Origin of the sequence: Fenollaria massiliensis, from assembly GCF_023347705.1 — a bacterium.
Taxonomy (GTDB): Bacteria; Bacillota; Clostridia; order Tissierellales; family Peptoniphilaceae; genus Fenollaria; species Fenollaria massiliensis.
In genome coordinates this window covers 1019826-1038657 of record NZ_CP096649.1, presented here as the reverse complement: position 1 = coordinate 1038657, position 18832 = coordinate 1019826, and the positions used below count along the sequence as shown (strand labels likewise).

Below are 18832 nucleotides of genomic sequence, written 5' to 3'. Positions count from 1 at the left end.
ATGGATAGGATGGAAGAATTAATCAAGAAGCTTGAGGAATACAACTATCATTACTATGTACTCGATGACCCGATAGTTTCTGATAAAGAATATGACAAGTTATATGATGAGCTAGTGAAGCTTGAAAACGAGACAGGAACTCATTTACCATACTCTCCAACACAAAGAGTTGGCGACGCTGTTCTTGATAAATTTGTTAAGCATACTCATCTTGGAAGGCTTTGGAGCCTTGATAAAGCACAAAGTTTTGATGCGCTCAGAGATTGGCGCGAGAAGAATCTTCGTTTTATAGAAGGATACAATGAAACGCATAGCGATAAACTTCCAAAACCTGAGTATATACTTGAATATAAATTCGATGGTCTTACTATTAATCTAACTTATGATGAAGGCATTTTAAAGATGGGGGCAACGAGAGGTACTGGCGAAGTTGGCGAAGAGATTTACGAGCAAGTCCTTACAATTAAGTCAATACCACTAAGGGTTAAATACAAAGGCAAGTTTGAGGTTCAAGGTGAGGGCCTTATGCCACTATCAAAACTTAAAGAATATAACGAAAACAACGAAGTCCAGCTAAAGAATGCAAGAAATGCGGCGGCTGGTGCACTTCGTAACCTTGATGTGAAAGAGACTGAAAAAAGGCACTTAATCACTTATCTTTACAATATTGCTTACATAGAAGGCAAAGAATTTCAAACGCAAGAAGAGATAGTCGCTTTTATAAAAGATAATGCACTGCCAGTTTCAAAATATCACAAAAAATTTTCTAATATGGAAGATTTATTAAAAGAGATAGAAGTGCAAAAAGAAGAAAGACTTAAGCAAGATTTTCTTACAGATGGCATGGTTATCAAGATAAACGATGTTAAAACGCAAAAACTTATGGGCTACACTAATAAATTCCCAAGATTTGCGATTGCATATAAATTTGAGGCACTTGAAACATCTACTAGAATCATTGGTGTTGAGTGGAATGTTGGTAGAAGTGCTAAAGTTACGCCAACTGCACTACTAGAGCCGGTTGATATAGGCGGCGTTACCATAAAGAGAGCGACACTTAATAATTTGGATGACATCAAGAGGAAAAAACTTCATTTAAACGAAAGAGTTTTGATTAGAAGATCAAATGACGTTATTCCTGAGATTATGGGTCCACTAAAGACAGACGAAGAAGTTTATGACATAGAGCAGCCAAAGTATTGTCCATATTGTCACAGCAAACTTTATAAAGAGGGCGTTCATTATTTCTGCCCGAATACTTTGGGATGCAAACCGCAACTAGTTAAGACCATAGTTCACTTTGCTTCGAAAGAGGCCATGAATATAGATGGCTTTAGCGAAAAAACTGCAGAATTATTCTTAGAAAAGCTAAATATAGATCAAGTGTCAATGCTATATGACCTTAAAGAAGAGGATTTACTTAAACTAGATGGCTTTAAAGAGAAAAAAGCAAGTAATATAATAAGTTCTATACAAAATTCAAAGACAGTAGAGCTTAAAAATTTTATTTACGCTTTATCCATTGCCAATGTTGGCGTTAAGACGAGCCGTGATTTAGCAGAGCATTATAAAACTATAGATAATTTCTTAAATGCAAGCTTTGATGATCTAGTGGCTATCGAAGACGTGGGCGATATAACTGCTAATGAGATAGTTTCATTCTTAACAGACGAAACTAGTAAAAAATCTATACAAAGTCTATTTGATCACGGAATAAAAGTTTTAGACGTAGAAGATAGCGGCGATAAATCACTTGAAGGACTTAAATTTGTTTTGACTGGAACACTTGAAAATTATACTAGAGATGAATTAAAAAACATTCTTGAAAATAAAGGCGCCAAGGTACAAGGCTCTGTCTCATCAAAGACAGACTATGTAGTTGTTGGCGAAAACCCTGGTTCAAAATTTGATAAAGCAAAGACTTTAAATATAAAGATACTACATGAAAATGATTTGAAGGAGTTGATATGATGGAGAAGAAGGACATCGAAAATCTATGTTACACAGCTAGACTTGCCATAGACGAGTCGGACATGGATACATTCACCAAAAAATTTAATGATATAATCAAAATGATATCAGTTGTTAACGAGCTTGATGATAAGGACATTCCAAAGACTTATCAAGTTAATGAGTACAAGGAGAGCTTATTAAGCAAGGATGAAGTCGATAGTGAATACTCATTATCAAAAGAGGACGCGCTTAAGAATGCGCCTGAAGAAAAATTTGGCTTCTTCAAACTAAAGAGAGTAGTAGAAGGGTAGTTATAGGTGTTATTTATGGATATTACGAATTTAAAAGCATGGCAATTAAAAGAAAAAATCGCTAATAAGGAGCTAAAAGTTTCAGAGATAACAGAAGCTTTTATCAATAGAAGCAAAGATATAGACAAAGATATCAATTCATTTACATCACATGACTATGAAGGAGCGCTAGCAAAGGCAAAGTCACTAGATGAGAAAGAACCAAGCGGTAAATTATTCGGTCTACCAATAGGGATTAAGGATAATATCTCTGTTAAGGGTATGAAAAACACTTGTGCATCGAAGATACTTGAAAATTACGAAGCTGTTTTTGATGCGAATTGCATTGAACATATCAATGAAGAGAATGGTATTATCATAGGTAAATTAAACATGGACCAATTTGCTATGGGAGGTTCAAACGAAACATCATACTTTGGTCCAGTTCATAACCCACTTGACTTAAAGAGAGTCCCAGGCGGCTCATCAGGCGGTTCAGCTGCAGCAGTTTCATCAAGACAAGTACCTCTAAGTTTAGGTACAGATACAGGTGGATCAGTTAGACAACCAGCTAGTTATTGCGCGTGCGTTGGATTTAAGCCAAGCTATGGAACAGTTTCAAGAAACGGGGTAGTATCTTTATCAAACACACTTGACCAAGTATCAACATTTGCAAACGATGTAAAGGACGTAGCACTTATCACAAGTGCCATCGCTCACAAGGACCACAGAGACTTAACAAGTCTTTCCAATCCTATTGACGAAATCACTTACACATATGACGATGCCATCAAGTATTTAAAAACACTTAAAGTTGGCGTGCCAAAAGAAGTTCTAGCAGATGAAAAAGATGATGAAGTCGAAAAAGCATATAGAGATAGCATCGATTTATTAAAGAATAATGGTGTAGAGATCGTTGAAATTGACTTAAAAGATCTTAAATATGCGGTTGCAACATATTATATAATCATGAATGCAGAAGCAAGTTCAAATCTTTCAAGATTTGATGGCGTTAAATATGGTCTTAGAGACTTTGATGCGGAAAGCCTTGAAGAGATGTATATTAAGACTAGAGCCGAAGGTTTTGGCCCTGAAGTTAAGAGAAGAATATTATTTGGAACATATATACTTAGCCAAGATAAGGACAGAGACTATTTCCAAAACGCATTAAAGGCTAGAACACTTCTTATAAATGATTTTAAACAAGCATTTAAAATGGTGGATACCATCTTGGTACCTACATCGCCTATAATGCCATTTGAAATTGGAACAAATATTAACGATCCAATCAAGATGTATAACGCAGACAAATACACAGTTCCTGTTAATATAGCAGGTAACTGCGCTATATCCGTGCCAAGCACTAAAGAACATATATTAAATTCAGGCATGGAATTTATATGCGATAACTTAGAAGACAATAAGCTTTTAAAGATTGCTTATGCTTATGAAGGGTTGGTGAAGTAGATGGCTTATAAAACTATAATCGGACTTGAGATACACGTCGAGCTAAAGACAAAGACAAAGATGTTCTGTCATTGTAAGAATGAATTTGGTGAAGAAGCAAACACCAATGTTTGTCCTATATGTCTAGGACTTCCAGGAGCTTTGCCACAAGTTAATAAAGAGGCAATCAATTTCGCAATCAAGGCAGGCCTTGCCATGAATTGCAAAATTCATCAGCATACTAGATTTGATAGAAAGAGCTATTTTTACGCAGACCTTGTAAAAGGCTACCAAATAACACAAGATGAGCTTCCTTTATGCTACGAAGGTCATATAAATATCGAGGATGAAGATGGCAATGACAAAAAGATTAGATTAATTAGAATACACGTCGAAGAAGATACAGGCAAGTCACTTCACACTGATAAAGGCGAAACACTTCTTGATTACAATAGAAGCGGAGTTCCTCTTATAGAGATAGTTACTTATCCAGACATGAACTCAGCTAAAGAAGCGAGAGAATTTTTGGAAAAACTTAAGGCAACAGTTATTTATCTAGGCGTTTCTGATGGTAAGATGGAAGAAGGTTCACTAAGATGCGATGTTAATGTCAATGTGGCCGACACAGAAACTGGAGTTAAGACAAATATCTCAGAAATTAAAAATATTGGTTCATTCAGAGGCGTTGAAAAAGCCATAGAATTTGAAGTGTCAAGACATATCGCACTTCTTGAAAAAAGCGAAAACACTAAGAAAGAAACAAGGAGATGGGATGAACTTAAGGGCGAATCTATCTTGATGAGAGAAAAAATTAAGGCAAATGACTATAGATACGCACCAGATGGCGATATTCCGCCAATGGATATACCTGACGAAATGATAGACGCAGTTAGAAAAGATATGCCAGAACTACCTGATGAAAAAATCACTAGACTAATGAAAGACTATGGCATAAGTAAAGACGACGCTAAGACACTTAGCCTTGATGTGAGCCTTGCAAATTATTACGAAGAGCTTGCAAAGAAAGTTGGCGACAACGCTCTAGCCCTTAACTGGCTACTAGGCGACGTACTAAGAAGACTTAAAGAAGATAACAAGAGCATAGATCAAATGCCATTTGCAATAAATGATCTTGAAAAACTACTTACACTTGTTAAGACAAACAAGATTAATAATAACGCTGGAAAGAAAGTTTTACAAGAGATGTTCAAGGCACCAGAAGATCCTGAAGCCATCGTAAAGAGACTTGGACTAGTTCAAGTAACAGACGAAGGAGCTATAGAAGCAGTAGTTGATAAAGTTCTTGAAGCAAACCCACAATCAATCGAAGACTTTAAGAATGGCAAGTCGAGAGCCTTTGGTTTCTTAGTTGGTCAAGTAATGAAAGAGATGAAGGGCAAGGGCAACCCACAAATAATAAACGAATTATTAAATAAAAAACTAAATTAATAGTATAGCATGAAAGGCACATCGAAAGGTGTGTCTTTTTTATGCCTTGTGATTGATAATTTTGAAAGAAAAATAATCGCAAGAGGATAATAATTTAAAATTATTTAATATAAGCAATTTAATTTATTAAATTTATGTAACAGTCTATCTAAATACTTGCAATTTAGCATAATTGATGTTAACATATTAATAGGAGGCATAGCTATGAAAAAAATTATTTTAGGACTGATTTTTATTTTTTGCGTTTTTACTACAAAAAGTGCTTATGCAAAAAACATTAATATAAAGATATCAAATAAAAATTATAAGGCAACATTAATTAATGTAAAGGTAGATGGAGAAAACAAGGTAAGTAAGGAGATGCCAAGTTTTATCTATCAAAAGAGAACTCTTGTTCCGATTAGATTTTTATCTGAAACTTTTGGAGCTATTGTTGACTGGAACAGCAAAACTCAAGCGGCTACTATATCCTTGGCAGATAAAAGCATAGTCTTAACCATTGATAAAGCTGAGGCAATAATTAATGGTGTTACTAAACCTATTGAAAAGGCTTATACACCAAGGCTTGTTAGGGTTAATGGTGGAAGTGCAAGAACTTATGTTCCTCTAAGACTTATATCTGAACTTTTTGGCTATGATGTATCATGGAACAATAAATCTCAAACTGCCATAATCAATACAAATACGATCATTGAAGAGGATACAAATGATGTTATCATCTTACCGAGCGGGGACGACGAGCCTGATCAAATCAAGCCTGACAATGATGCGATAAAACCAAATCCTAATGCAAATGACAATCCAAGCATAAAACCTAATCCGGATGGCTATGCTCATCTAACGAATGTAGTTTTAACTAGATATAATGACAAAGACGCGGTCTTATTCCAAGGCTTAAAGGGCAAGTACAAAGTGACTAAGCTTGATAATCCAGATAGGCTTGTACTTGATTTTGAAAAAGCAATCTTTGATGATCCAGAGCTTTATAGGGAATACAGTATTGTAATGAATGGCATCAAAGGCATTAGAGCGAGTCAATTCGCTGACAATGACACATCTAAGTCTGATAAGAATGTTAGGATAGTTATGGATATTGAAGACAATGCCATAGATTATCAAATTGATGAAACGAACGATGGACTTGTATTTTATATCAAAAAATCGATGAAGAGCTTTTATTCATACGATGGCAGAAATTTTGCTATAAAAAATACTGAGGGAAGGGTCTCTGAGCATACTTATGATGATTTAAGAAAAACTATTACCATGAGCGTTGAGACTAATAAAGATATAGAGACTGGTACTGAGAAATTTAAGGATCCATTTATAAGCTCGCTTGTGATTGAAAAAGCGGCCAATGGATATACATTCACCATAAATCTAGTGAGAAATGCACTTGTAGAAAAAAGTGATGACAGGGACGCTGACTATAGTCTAAGGCTAAGTAGGATAGTTAATAGCAAGCCATCTGATTATCTAATCATGATTGACCCAGGTCACGGAGGAAAGGACCCAGGAGGAGTATCAAAGATTGATGGTTCTAGTGAAGTTGACTTTATCCCGATAGTTGCTAGAGCTTTGGAGGCAAAACTTAAGGCTGCAGGCTACAATGTCATGAAAACTAATGATACTATCGATGAATATGTTGATATTTTTGAAAGAGCTAAGATGGCTAATAGTGTTAACGCAGATGTATTTATAAGCATTCATGCGAATGTTGCTGATTCACCAGCTGCATCTGGCTTTGAGGTTCTTTACTCGAGTGAAGCAAAGCATAAGAACAAGACTAGAAAGCAAACTGAATTTGCAAATTGCATTTTAAATGCTGTTGGTGAACTTGTTGGCAACAAGGGACGCGGTCTTAAAGAAGGCGCCTATGTTGTTACAAGAAATACAAATATGCCAGCAGCTCTGCTTGAGATGGAATTCTTATCGAGTAAGAAGGGGCTAGCACTTTTAAAGAGCCAAGCCTACCTTGATAAGATGGTTGATGGTTTATTTAACGGCATCGTAGATTATTTGAACAATTATTATTAGAGGTTATTTATGAAAAAAGTTATTGTTTCAACAAACAATCAAAACAAATTAAAAGAAATAAAATTAATATTTCACGAGCTAGGTTACGAAGTTCTTTCTAAAAAAGAGGCTGGCATAGATGATTTCGATGTCGATGAGACAGGTACTACATTAGAGGAGAATGCCTACATCAAGGCAAAGGCTCTTCGTGATATGGTAGATTGCGCTGTAATTAGTGACGACTCAGGCCTTTTCTGCGATGGACTTTATGGCGAGCCAGGCATTTACTCTGCTCGCTACGCTGGTGAGCACGGCGATGATCATAAGAACAACGAGCTTTTACTCAAAAATCTTGAGGGCAGAGACAGAACAGCTCATTTCAAGAGTGTCATCTGTTTTATAGATGAAGACAATAAAGTTTTCTATGGCCATGGCAATGTAGATGGTGAGATACTTTTTGAATACAGAGGCACAGGCGGTTTTGGCTACGATCCACTCTTTTTACCAAAGGGTCATGACAAGACTTATGCTGAGATAGGTACTGAAGAGAAAAATAAGTTTTCACACAGAAAAAGAGCCCTAGAAGATATTAAGGAAAAGATCTTACTTGAAGAAAAACACAAGGAGCTATATAAAAAAGTAGACTTTGCTTTGACACTTGATGAGATGAAAAATATTTTCAGAGTAAATAAGATTGCTGATGGCTCAAGAAGAGAGAATGACGCTGAACACAGTTTTCACGCAGCAGTACTTGCGCCAGTATTTAAGGACATGGGCAAGTTTGAGGTTGATGCAAATAAAACGGCGGTATTACTTTTGTATCATGATTTGATTGAGATATACGCTGGCGACACCTATTGCTATGATGTAAAGGGCAATGAGAGCAAGAAGCAAAGAGAGAGCGAAGCGGCTGATAAATTATATTCAAAACTTGATTCATTAGGCGCTGAGCTTAGAAAATATTGGGAAGAGTTTGAGGCGGCTGAGACAAACGAGGCAAAATATGCAAACGCTCTTGATAGATTCCAACCACTTTTGATGCATTTTGCATTTAACTCGCACTCTTGGCAAGATCACAAGATAACAAAGGAAGCCGTTCTTAAGAGGATGGCACCTATAAAGATATATTCAGACGAAATGTATGATTTTGTTTTGGATTATGTAGAAAGTCAATTTAAGAAAGAGGAGATGATTTAATGAAAATTACACTAAATGAAAAAAATGGTATCAAGGTATTACCAGTATTTGAAGATGAAAGAGATTTTTTTGAAAAATCAGTAGGACTTGATACTTTAGTAGAAAAAGAATACTTTACAGGCAAGGCAAGCGAAGTATTTGCAAAGCTTGGAGAAGATGAGATAATATATCTTGGTCTTGGCAAAAAAGCTGAGATTACTACAAAGAAAATTATAGTAGCTTTCTTTGAATTAGCAAAGGCACTTAGAAAGTACAAGATTAAAGACGCAAACATCATTTTCAATAAAAAGCTTGATGGCCTTTGCTACAAGACTACTATGAAAGCTATAGTTGATGGCCTTGCATGCTTTGATTATGATTTTGATAAATATTTATCTGATGATAATAAGCCAACAAAGCTTGGAACTATAAATATAGAAGTTATTGAGAACAAAAAAGATAAGGCTAAGGAAGCTGTTGAAGAGGCTCTTAACATTGCCGAAGGATATTCACTAACAAAGGATTTAGTCAATACACCAGCAATTGACATGTATCCAGAAGTTTTATCTAATAGAGCTAAGGAAGACCTTGAGCCGCTTGGAGTTACTGTTGAAGTTTATGGTAAGAAAGAGATAGAAGAACTTGGTATGAAGGCATTCTTAGCAGTTGCAGTTGGTTCAGACAAAGAGCCTAAGCTAATTGTTATGAAATATATGAATGGTGAAGCAGGCGATAAACTTACTGCACTTGTTGGTAAGGGCCTAACATATGACTCAGGCGGATATTGCATCAAGCATCCACAAGGCATGGCTACAATGCACATGGACATGGGCGGAGCAGGTGCAGTTATAGGTGCAATGCACGCTATCGCTAAGAACAAAGTTAAGAAGAACGTTGTAGCAGTCGTTGCTTCATGCGAAAACTTAATCTCAGGCAAGGCATACAAGACTGGCGACTTAATCGGATCAATGTCTGGAAAGACTATAGAAGTAGCTAATACTGACGCTGAAGGTAGACTTACACTAGCTGACGCAATTTATTATGCAGGCGAAGTGCTTAAAGCTGATAGGATAGTTGACCTAGCTACACTTACAGGCGCTTGTGTAGTTGCACTTGGTTCATATAGAACTGGAGTTGTAACAAATAACGATGAGTTTATGAATGAAATGGACGAAGCATCTAAAAAAGCTGATGAAAAGCTATGGGTAATGCCTAATGACGACGAGTACAAAGACATGGTTAAGGGAACTATGACAGATTTACTTAATTCAGTACCTGGCGGCGCTGGCATGATTACAGCTGGTATGTTCCTTGAAAACTTCGTTAAGGAAGGAACTCCATGGATACACATGGACATAGCGGGAACTTCAGATACTTCAAAGGACTACGCACAATATAAAAAAGGCTCAACTGGCGTTCCTGTTAAGACACTTTATTATTTAATAAATTCTGAACACACTTGCTAATAATTATTTAGATAAAGTTAAAGCTCTTCTCATTTTGATATGAGAAGAGCTTTTTTATGCAAAATTATTTATTTAAATATTTTTTATATGCTTCTTCGTCTAAAACTAAATCGAACTCACCAATAAACTCGGTAAAGTCTTCTTCGTTTAAGAAACCTCTTTTGAATCTATATAGACCATCTTCATCGTCAAGCTTAAAAATGCCGCCGAAATCATATTTCTTAGCGCCATGCTCCTTCGCATATTTAATCATTTCCCACTGCATTTGATAGTTTGGCATAAAATTTCTGTGAAGATTGTTTGAAGCGCCATACATATACCAAGCGTAGTCCTTATACATAATGAGTATTGCGCTCGATAGAGGAGTTCCTTCATAGTCTGATAAAAATATCTTAGCGTCGTAATTATCTATAAGCCTTTTGAAATATTCTTTTGGTCTATAAGTGATACCGTTACGCTCAGCCATGACCTTAGTCTCTTCAAAGAAGGTATTTAGGCCCTCATCACTTTGTGAGATCCTTGTCGTAACGCCTTTTCTGTAGCTTAGGCGTATGTTGTAGCGCGTCTTTGAGTGGAAGCCTGCTAAAACATCGTCCTCACTTTTATTTATATCGATGATGGCATTTCGCCTTGGCTGAATAAAGCTGTGTTCATCAGCGCCTCTCGTTCTTATTTTTAATTCTGTATCCTTATATAAACGGGTAAGTTTATCATCATAGGCAATGGCTGGGTCGAATCTTAATAAAAATGCGTCTTTAAACTTATCTAATTTTTTCACTTCATTAACTAAGGCTAATACAGTATCTTTATCATATATATCACAGACAGGTCCACGATTGGCATAAAGAAGCCACTTTCCATCTATTGCTTTGATAGACAAAATGCTCATAGCAGCAATTATCTCTCCACCATCTTCTAAATAAACATAGTCTTCATACCAATTATTTTTAATTTTCGCCCAAGCTCTGTCTTGAGTTAAAAAGCTATATTTAGAGTTTTTTACGAATTCATCGTAGCACTTTATTTCATTTGCATCGTTTAAATTTAATATTGACATCTAATTTATCAACTTCTTTCTATAATTACTAATCTATAAACATTATAACATAAACTGAGACTACTTGCATAATAATAAAAATTTTCATCATTCTTTGTAATTCGTGGTCAAAATATGATATAATTATAAAGGAGGTTTTTTTATGGAGAACAATTTTAATGATAATAATATAAATGAAAATATTGATATAAACGAAGAAGTAAAGGCAGCTAGTGAAAATGAAGTATTAGAAGCGGCAGAGGCGATGGCTAAGGCAAAACAAGATGACATCAAGTCGTGGATATTCTCAATAGTTGTAACAGTCGCCATCACTTTATTTTTAGTAAACTTTGTTTTTGCCCTAACAAGGGTTGAGGGCATATCGATGGAGCCGACTCTACATACAGGCGATAGGGTCTTCGAATGGAAGCTATTTAAGTACTTCAAGGAGCCAAAGAGACAAGAAATTGTTGTTATTAGGGGCGAAAAAACTAACGGTGACCACTATATCAAGAGACTAATCGGTCTTCCAGGTGATGTTATAGACATAATTGATGGAGAAGTTTATGTCAATGGTGATAAGCTCGACGAACCGTATTTAGACAGAAAAACTAGTGAGCAAAACGGCAATCACTGGGTTGTACCAGAGGACTCATACTTTGTTATGGGGGACAATAGAGAAGGAGGCAACTCCTACGATTCAAGAAGTTTTGGACCGATAAAGAAATCATATTTACAAGGTAAGGCCTTATTTAGATTTTGGCCTTTGAATAAATTAAAATTATTTAGATAGGATGATAAGATGGATCAAAAATATATACGTAACTTTTCAATCATAGCGCACATCGACCACGGTAAATCTACTTTGGCTGATAGAATCATTGAAAAGACTGGATTACTTACTCAAAGAGAGATGCAATCACAAGTTTTGGATAGCATGGATCTTGAAAGAGAAAGAGGAATAACAATTAAATTAAAGGCGATACGCTTGATTTATAAGGCAAAAGATGGACAGGACTATATTTTTAACTTGATAGACACTCCTGGTCACGTCGACTTCAACTACGAAGTAAGTAGGTCTCTTAAGGCGTGTGAAGGCGCAGTACTTGTTGTTGACGCAACTCAAGGCGTTGAAGCGCAAACGTTATCAAACGTGTACTTAGCTATAGATCAAGATTTGGAGATACTTCCTGTTATTAATAAGATGGATTTACCAAGCGCAAGACCAGATGAAGTTAAGGAAGAGATTGAGGACATCATAGGCCTTGACACTAGTGAAGCGCCTCTAATTAGCGCAAAGAGCGGCCTTAACATAGAAGACGTTTTAGAGGACATCGTTAAAAATGTTCCACCACCAAATGGTGACAAGAACAAGCCACTTAAGGCGCTAATATTTGACTCAATATATGATGCTTACAGAGGTGTTATCTGCTACATCAGAGTTTTCGATGGCGTTATTAAAAAAGGTACAAAGATTAAGATGATGCAGACAGGCTCTGTATTTGAAGTTGATGAAGTTGGCGTAAATAACACATCTTTATTAAAGAAAGACACTCTTGAAGCAGGCGAAGTAGGTTATTTCACTGCGCAGATTAAAAATGTGAAGGACGCAAGAGTTGGTGATACTATCACTTATCTTGACAATCCAACAGCTGAGCCACTTAGCGGATACAAAAAAGTTGTACCAATGGTTTATTGCGGTATATATCCAGCAGAGGGCGAGGACTTTAACAGCGTTAGAGAGGCTCTTGAAAAACTTCAAGTTAATGATGCATCACTTATTTTTGAAGCAGAAAATTCAGTTGCCTTAGGCTTTGGTTTTAGATGCGGCTTCTTAGGACTACTTCACATGGAGATAATTACTGAAAGACTTGAAAGAGAATTTAATCTAAATATAATCACAACTGCACCATCAGTTATTTATGAAGTTCATAAAAAAGATGGTTCAACGATATTTATACAAAACCCATCCAATCTTCCTGATCCAAGTGAAATAGATTATATGGAAGAGCCAGTCGTTAACGCTGAGATCATGACTCCAAAGGAATATGTAGGCGCCATCATGGATATTTGTCAAAATAGGCGTGGTGAATTTATAAATATGGAATATCTTGATCAAACAAGGGTTACACTTCATTATAAAATGCCACTAAATGAGGTTATATATGATTTCTTCGATGCACTTAAATCAAATACAAAGGGCTATGCATCGCTTGATTACGAAATCTCAGGCTATCAAAGAAGTGAGCTTGTTAAGGTCGACATACTTATCAACGGAGACCTTATCGACGCGTTCAGTTTGATTTTACACGAGTCAAACGCTTATGAAAGAAGTAGATCCATTGTCGAAGGACTAAAGGACGTTATACCAAGACATCAATTCCAAATACCTTTACAAGCGGCTATCGGCTCAAAGATTATAGCGAGAGAAACTATCAAAGCGCTTAGAAAAGACGTTCTTGCGAAATGCTACGGCGGCGATATTTCAAGAAAGAAAAAATTACTTGAAAAGCAAAAAGAAGGTAAGAAGAGGATGCGCCAAATTGGCTCAGTAGAACTACCTCAAGAGGCTTTCCTTTCAGTATTAAAGTACAAGGAAAAGAAATAATGAATAAATTAGGAATATATATACATATTCCTTTCTGTGAAAGAAGATGTAAATATTGCGATTTTACATCTTCTATTTTTAATCAAGACAGAATGAAGGATTATGTAGAGCATTTATTATTAGAGATAAAAAATAATAAAGAGCTATTAAAAAATTATATTGTCGATACTATATTTATAGGTGGAGGCACGCCATCTTTATTAAGCATAGATGAAATTACTAGCCTTGTGAATGGTTTAAATGAGGCTATAAACTTAGATGAAAATTATGAATTTACCATAGAAACAAATCCAAACTCAATAAGTGAAGAAAAATTAATAGCTTATAAAAATTTAGGAATAAACAGAATTTCTATAGGGGTGCAAAGCTTTAACGATAGACTACTTAGAATTATTGGTAGGCTTCATACAGGTGAAGAAGCGAGAGAAAAAATTAAATTAGCGAAAAAATATTTTGACAATCTTAGTCTTGATTTTATTTTTTCACTACCGACAGAAACTTTATCAGATGTAATCGATTCCATTGACATAGCAAAGGAACTAGGCGCGACGCACGTATCGCTTTATTCACTTATACTTGAGGAAGGGACTAAACTTAGCACTTTGGTAGACAGAGGCGTTTATAGAGTGAATGATCAAGTGACAGATAGGCTCATATATAGAAAAGCAAGCGAGCACTTGGAAAAACTTGGCTACAAGCAATATGAAATCTCAAACTTTGCTAAGGACAATCGCTATTCAAGGCATAATTACAAATACTGGTCCATGGATGAGTATCTAGGCCTAGGTATGGCGGCACACTCATTTATTAAAAATAAAAGATTTTTTAATGCGAGCACATTTAATGAGTACTTTAACGATGTGAAGAAAAATATTTATCACGATGAAGAAAATTTATCAAAAGAAGATAAAATTACTGAGTATATAATTTTTAAATTAAGGACGAATGAAGGCATAATTATAAATGAGATCAATAAAAATTTCGATATAGATTTTGAAGATATATATAAGGAAGAATTAAAAAAAGCGACACTTGAAAAACTATTAAAAAAAGATGGCGGAAGATATTCTTACACAGAGCTTGGCAGGGACCTTGCTAACCAAGTAGAAATACTTTTTGTATAAGGAGAGGCTATGATTGATATAATTAAAAAAGCGATTGAGTACCTAGAAAATATTTTTAATGGCAACTCGGACGGACACGGCGCAGATCACAGCCTAAGAGTTTATAATAATGCATCTTTGATAAGAAAAGCTTATGAATGCAATGAGCTTTATGTAGACCTTGGAGCTTTGCTTCATGACGTCGACGATCATAAGCTATTTAAGAATAAAAATAATGAAAACGCAAGAAAATTTTTAGTTGAAAATGATTTTGATAGTGAAGCAATTGAAGATATTGTTGAGATAATCAATTCAGTTTCATTTACAAAAAATAAAGGTACTAAGCCAAAAACACTTGAAGCATGCATAGTACAAGATGCTGATAGGCTTGACGCGATAGGCGCAATAGGCATTGCGAGGACTTTTATGTATAGCGGCAAACATGAACGCGGCATAGAGGACTCATTAAAGCACTTCGATGAAAAGCTATTATTATTAAAAGACATGATGAACACTGACGAAGCAAAAAGGCTCGCCCAAAAAAGAGATAGCTTTATGAAAGAATTTTTATCAGAAATAAATGCTGAGCTTAGCTATAAAAAATAAATATCTGTAGAAAAGGCGATTTTATCGTCTTTTTTTATGCTTTTTGAAAAAATTTTATAAAAATTGTAAAAAAAAGTAAATATTTTTGAAAAAAGCTTGATTTTTTTATTATTTTGGGTATAATAGAAATAGAGTTAGCACTCACTGAGTAAGAGTGCTAACAAAAACGATGGAAGGTGATCAATTGGATGAGAGAAAATTAAAGATTTTAAAAGCTATAATCAGCTCATACAATGAAACTGGTGAACCGGTTGGCTCGAGACTTGTCGCCAAAGACGACTCCATTGGTCTTAGCTCAGCAACTATTAGAAACGAGATGCAAGACCTTGAAGAAGCGGGCTACTTAATCAAAACTCATCTTTCTAGCGGAAGAGTGCCATCGCAAAAGGCATATCGCTTGTATGTTGACATGGTACTTCAAAAAGACTTCGAAAAATTATCTTCATCAGAAAAGAAATTTTTCTTAGATGATATAAAGGACAAGTCAAAGAACTTAGATAGTATGATAGGAAAGATGTCAAAAGTTTTGTCAAGCTTAACTGATTTTACATCACTTGCTTATATAAGGAAGAGTGGCGAGACAAAGTTAAAGAGCTTGGAGCTTTTAAAAGTTGATGAAAATAAAATTCTTGCCATCTTTGTATATGAAGACTTTGCCATTGACAAGAAATTGATAACGCTTAATGAAGATATAAATGAAGAAGAACTTAATTATTTTAAAGAGATTTTAAATAAAAACTTAGCAGGCAAGTCCATAAACTCGGTTGATTTTAACACACTTAAATATGAAAAGGACAGCCTTCTTAAATACAGAAGCATTTTAGATAGCGTTTTAGAAAAGTTTTCACAAAAAGACGAAAAGAATAATGCAAATAGCATATTCCTAGAAGGAATAAATAAGATTTTAAATTATCCAGAGTATTCAAATTTTGATAAGGCAAAAGAATTAATCGAGCTTCTCGAAGACAAAAAGGGCCTACTAAATTTACTTGAGAGCGAAAATTTGGATAAAGATCTTGTTATTAAGATAGGTAATGAGAATGATATCGACATATTTGATAATATTGCCTTAGTTCTTAAGAATGTAAACATCTTGGATAATGAAGTTACTTTTGGTTTAATCGCACCAATGAGAATTGATTACAAAAAAGTTCTTTCTATATTTGATGATTTTTATATGGATGATTTATTTTAGGAGGGATTAGATGAAAAAAGATAAAACAATAGATATGGATGAAGAAAAGCTTATAAATGAAGAAGCTGAAGAAAGTCAAGAGAAAGCTGTAAGTGAAGAGCAAGATGGCGTGTCATCTGAAATAAATGATCTTCAAACAAAGCTTGTGAGACTTCAAGCAGACTTTCAAAATTATAAAAAGAGAGTAGAAAAAGAAAAGGACGACCTAGTATCGATAGGCGTTGTAAGTATTGCAAATGAAATACTTCCTGTCATAGATAACTTTGAAAGAGCCTTGGAGCATGAAGGTGACAGCGCTTCGTTTAAGGAAGGCATGGAGCTTATCTACGAAGGATTAAAAAATGCTCTCAAAGCAAAGGGCATAGTTGAGTTAAAAGCACTAGGCGAGGACTTCAATCCCGATTTTCATCAAGCGGTATCTATGGGCCACAACGATGAATACAAAGAAAATCAAGTCATAGAAGTTTTATTAAAAGGTTATGAATACAATGGCAAGGTTATTCGCCATGCCATGGTTATTGTAAATAAATAAGAAAATTATTAAGGAGGAAATATATTATGGGAAAAATAATTGGTATTGACTTAGGTACAACAAACTCTTGTGTATCAGTAATGGAAGGTGGAGAAGCTATAATCATTCCTAACGTTGAAGGTAACAGAACCACTCCATCAGTAGTTGCTTTCACAAAAGACGGAGAAAGATTAGTAGGAGAAACAGCTAAAAGACAAGCTATAACAAATCCAGATAGAACTATATCATCAATTAAAAGAGAGATGGGCAGTAACTATAAGATTGACATAGACGGAAAAGATTATACACCACAAGATATATCAGCAATGATATTACAAAAATTAAAATCAGACGCAGAAAGCTATTTGGGAGAAAAAATTACAGAAGCAGTTATCACTGTTCCTGCATATTTCACAGACGCTCAAAGACAAGCTACAAAGGATGCTGGCAAGATCGCTGGCCTTGAAGTAAAGAGAATCATTAACGAGCCAACAGCAGCAGCACTTGCTTATGGTATGGACAAAGAACATGGTCAACACAAGATTATGGTATATGACCTTGGCGGAGGTACATTCGACGTTTCAATCCTAGAAGTAGGCGACGGCGTTTTCGAAGTACTAGCAACTAGAGGTAATAACAAGCTTGGTGGAGACGACTTTGACCAAAGAATTATAAATTATATAGCAGAAAACTTTAAAAAGGAAAATGGCGTAGACTTAACTCAAGACAAGATGAGCCTACAAAGATTAAAAGAAGCAGCAGAAAAGGCTAAGAAAGAGCTTTCTACTACAATGACAACAAACATCAACTTACCATTCATATCTGCTACAGCAGCTGGTCCACTTCACTTGAACATGGACTTAAGTAGAGCAAAGTTCAATGAACTTACTCATGACTTAGTTGAAAAAACTACTGAACCAGTTAGAATGGCTATAAAAGATGCTGGTATTGAAGCAAAAGACATCGACAAAGTATTATTAGTTGGTGGTTCAACAAGAATCCCAGCTGTTCAAGAAGCAGTTAAACAAATCATCGGCAAAGATCCTCAAAAGGACATCAACCCAGATGAATGCGTTGCCATCGGTGCATCAATCCAAGGCGGCGTATTAACAGGTGAAGTTAAAGACTTATTATTACTAGACGTAACACCACTATCACTTGGTCTAGAAACACTTGGCGGAGTAACTACAAGACTTATCGAAAGAAACACAACTATTCCAACAAAGAAATCACAAATATTCACAACAGCATCTGACTCACAAACATCAGTTGATATACATGTACTTCAAGGTGAAAGAGAGATGGCAGCTGACAATACAACACTTGGCCGCTTCCAACTAGAAGGTATAGCACCAGCACCAAGAGGAATCCCTCAAATCGAAGTAACATTTGATATCGACGCCAATGGTATTGTTAATGTATCAGCAAAGGATTTAGGTACAGGTAAGGAACAAAAGATTACTATCACAGCTTCATCTAACTTATCAAAAGAAGATATTGATAAAAAAGTTAAAGAAGCAGAAGAATTTGCTCAACAAGATAAGAAGAAAAAAGAAAATATTGAAGTAAAGAATAATGCGGATCAAATGATATATCAAACAGAAAAACTTATGAAGGACCTTGAAGGCAAAATTTCTGAAGATGAAAAGAAAGACATCGAAGCAAAACTTGCTGATCTTAAGAAAGCTAGCGAAGGCTCAGACTATGACGATATGAAGAAGAAGACAGAAGATTTAACACAAGCCTTCTATAAAGTTTCTGAAAAGCTTTATAAACAAAATGCAGAAGCAGGTGCAGCTGGAGCTGAAGCAGGCGCACAAGGCTCTGAAGAACACAAAGGTGACGATGACGTAGTTGATGGTGACTACGAAGTAGTTGACGACGATAAATAAATTTATTAGATTTTGATTAAGAAGAATGGAGAAAAGCTTCATTCTTCTTTTTTTACATAAAATAAAAGAATTTCATTAGGCTTTT

General features: G+C 35.4%; 15 protein-coding genes and 1 pseudogene. 15 read left to right on the top strand and 1 reads right to left on the bottom strand.

Annotated elements, in window-relative coordinates; all coding sequences use genetic code 11:
* The 8 genes and pseudogenes from ligA (at window position 1) to M1R53_RS05175 (ending at window position 9796) form a co-directional block, all read left to right on the top strand.
* Window positions 1–1971, top strand: coding sequence for an NAD-dependent DNA ligase LigA (gene ligA / locus M1R53_RS05210; RefSeq protein ID WP_249242234.1), 1971 nt, complete (start codon window positions 1–3; stop codon window positions 1969–1971).
* Window positions 1968–2264: an Asp-tRNA(Asn)/Glu-tRNA(Gln) amidotransferase subunit GatC gene (gene gatC / locus M1R53_RS05205; RefSeq protein WP_249242233.1), complete on the top strand. Its 297-nt coding sequence runs from the start codon at window positions 1968–1970 to the stop codon at window positions 2262–2264. Before ligA ends, gatC begins: the two co-directional genes overlap by 4 nt.
* A gap of 15 nt (window positions 2265–2279) precedes the next feature.
* On the top strand, window positions 2280–3710 hold the full coding sequence (gene gatA / locus M1R53_RS05200) for an Asp-tRNA(Asn)/Glu-tRNA(Gln) amidotransferase subunit GatA (protein ID WP_249242232.1): 1431 nt from the start codon (window positions 2280–2282) through the stop codon (window positions 3708–3710).
* Window positions 3711–5138: an Asp-tRNA(Asn)/Glu-tRNA(Gln) amidotransferase subunit GatB gene (gatB, locus tag M1R53_RS05195; RefSeq protein ID WP_249242231.1), complete on the top strand. Its 1428-nt coding sequence runs from the start codon at window positions 3711–3713 to the stop codon at window positions 5136–5138.
* A gap of 204 nt (window positions 5139–5342) precedes the next feature.
* On the top strand, window positions 5343–7175 hold the full coding sequence (locus M1R53_RS05190) for an N-acetylmuramoyl-L-alanine amidase (RefSeq protein WP_249242230.1): 1833 nt from the start codon (window positions 5343–5345) through the stop codon (window positions 7173–7175).
* A 9-nt stretch (window positions 7176–7184) separates the two neighbouring features.
* Window positions 7185–7745, top strand: a pseudogene (gene rdgB / locus M1R53_RS07625) (RdgB/HAM1 family non-canonical purine NTP pyrophosphatase); the annotation flags it as partial.
* A gap of 60 nt (window positions 7746–7805) precedes the next feature.
* A complete protein-coding gene (locus M1R53_RS07620; RefSeq protein ID WP_283162622.1) occupies window positions 7806–8351 on the top strand; it encodes an HD domain-containing protein in 546 nt (181 codons plus the stop codon).
* The gene (locus M1R53_RS05175; RefSeq protein ID WP_249242229.1) at window positions 8351–9796 is read left to right on the top strand and encodes a leucyl aminopeptidase; all 1446 of its coding nucleotides are present in this window, start codon (window positions 8351–8353) and stop codon (window positions 9794–9796) included. Before M1R53_RS07620 ends, M1R53_RS05175 begins: the two co-directional genes overlap by 1 nt.
* A 64-nt stretch (window positions 9797–9860) precedes the next feature.
* Here the strand turns inward: M1R53_RS05175 and M1R53_RS05170 are convergent, their stop codons facing one another.
* Window positions 9861–10853, bottom strand: coding sequence for a lipid II:glycine glycyltransferase FemX (locus tag M1R53_RS05170; RefSeq protein WP_249242228.1), 993 nt, complete (start codon window positions 10851–10853; stop codon window positions 9861–9863).
* A gap of 142 nt (window positions 10854–10995) precedes the next feature.
* Here M1R53_RS05170 and lepB point away from each other — a divergent pair, with 142 nt between their 5' ends.
* The 7 genes from lepB (at window position 10996) to dnaK (ending at window position 18747) form a co-directional block, all read left to right on the top strand.
* On the top strand, window positions 10996–11625 hold the full coding sequence (gene lepB / locus M1R53_RS05165; RefSeq protein ID WP_249242227.1) for a signal peptidase I: 630 nt from the start codon (window positions 10996–10998) through the stop codon (window positions 11623–11625).
* Between the two features lie 9 nt (window positions 11626–11634).
* Window positions 11635–13440, top strand: coding sequence for a translation elongation factor 4 (gene lepA / locus M1R53_RS05160; RefSeq protein ID WP_249242226.1), 1806 nt, complete (start codon window positions 11635–11637; stop codon window positions 13438–13440).
* Window positions 13440–14564: a radical SAM family heme chaperone HemW gene (gene hemW, locus M1R53_RS05155; RefSeq protein ID WP_249242225.1), complete on the top strand. Its 1125-nt coding sequence runs from the start codon at window positions 13440–13442 to the stop codon at window positions 14562–14564. Before lepA ends, hemW begins: the two co-directional genes overlap by 1 nt.
* Before the next feature lie 9 nt (window positions 14565–14573).
* Window positions 14574–15149 carry an HD domain-containing protein gene (locus tag M1R53_RS05150; RefSeq protein ID WP_249242224.1) on the top strand — a complete coding sequence of 192 codons (576 nt, stop codon included), beginning with the start codon at window positions 14574–14576 and terminating at the stop codon, window positions 15147–15149.
* Between the two features lie 184 nt (window positions 15150–15333).
* Window positions 15334–16344 carry a heat-inducible transcriptional repressor HrcA gene (gene hrcA, locus M1R53_RS05145; protein ID WP_249242223.1) on the top strand — a complete coding sequence of 337 codons (1011 nt, stop codon included), beginning with the start codon at window positions 15334–15336 and terminating at the stop codon, window positions 16342–16344.
* Window positions 16345–16354: 10 nt separating this feature from the next.
* Window positions 16355–16876 carry a nucleotide exchange factor GrpE gene (grpE, locus tag M1R53_RS05140; protein ID WP_249242222.1) on the top strand — a complete coding sequence of 174 codons (522 nt, stop codon included), beginning with the start codon at window positions 16355–16357 and terminating at the stop codon, window positions 16874–16876.
* 26 nt (window positions 16877–16902) lie between these two features.
* Window positions 16903–18747 (top strand): molecular chaperone DnaK, encoded by a 1845-nt coding sequence (dnaK, locus tag M1R53_RS05135; protein WP_019213760.1) that lies wholly within the window; start codon window positions 16903–16905, stop codon window positions 18745–18747.
* Window positions 18748–18832 lie beyond the last annotated feature (85 nt).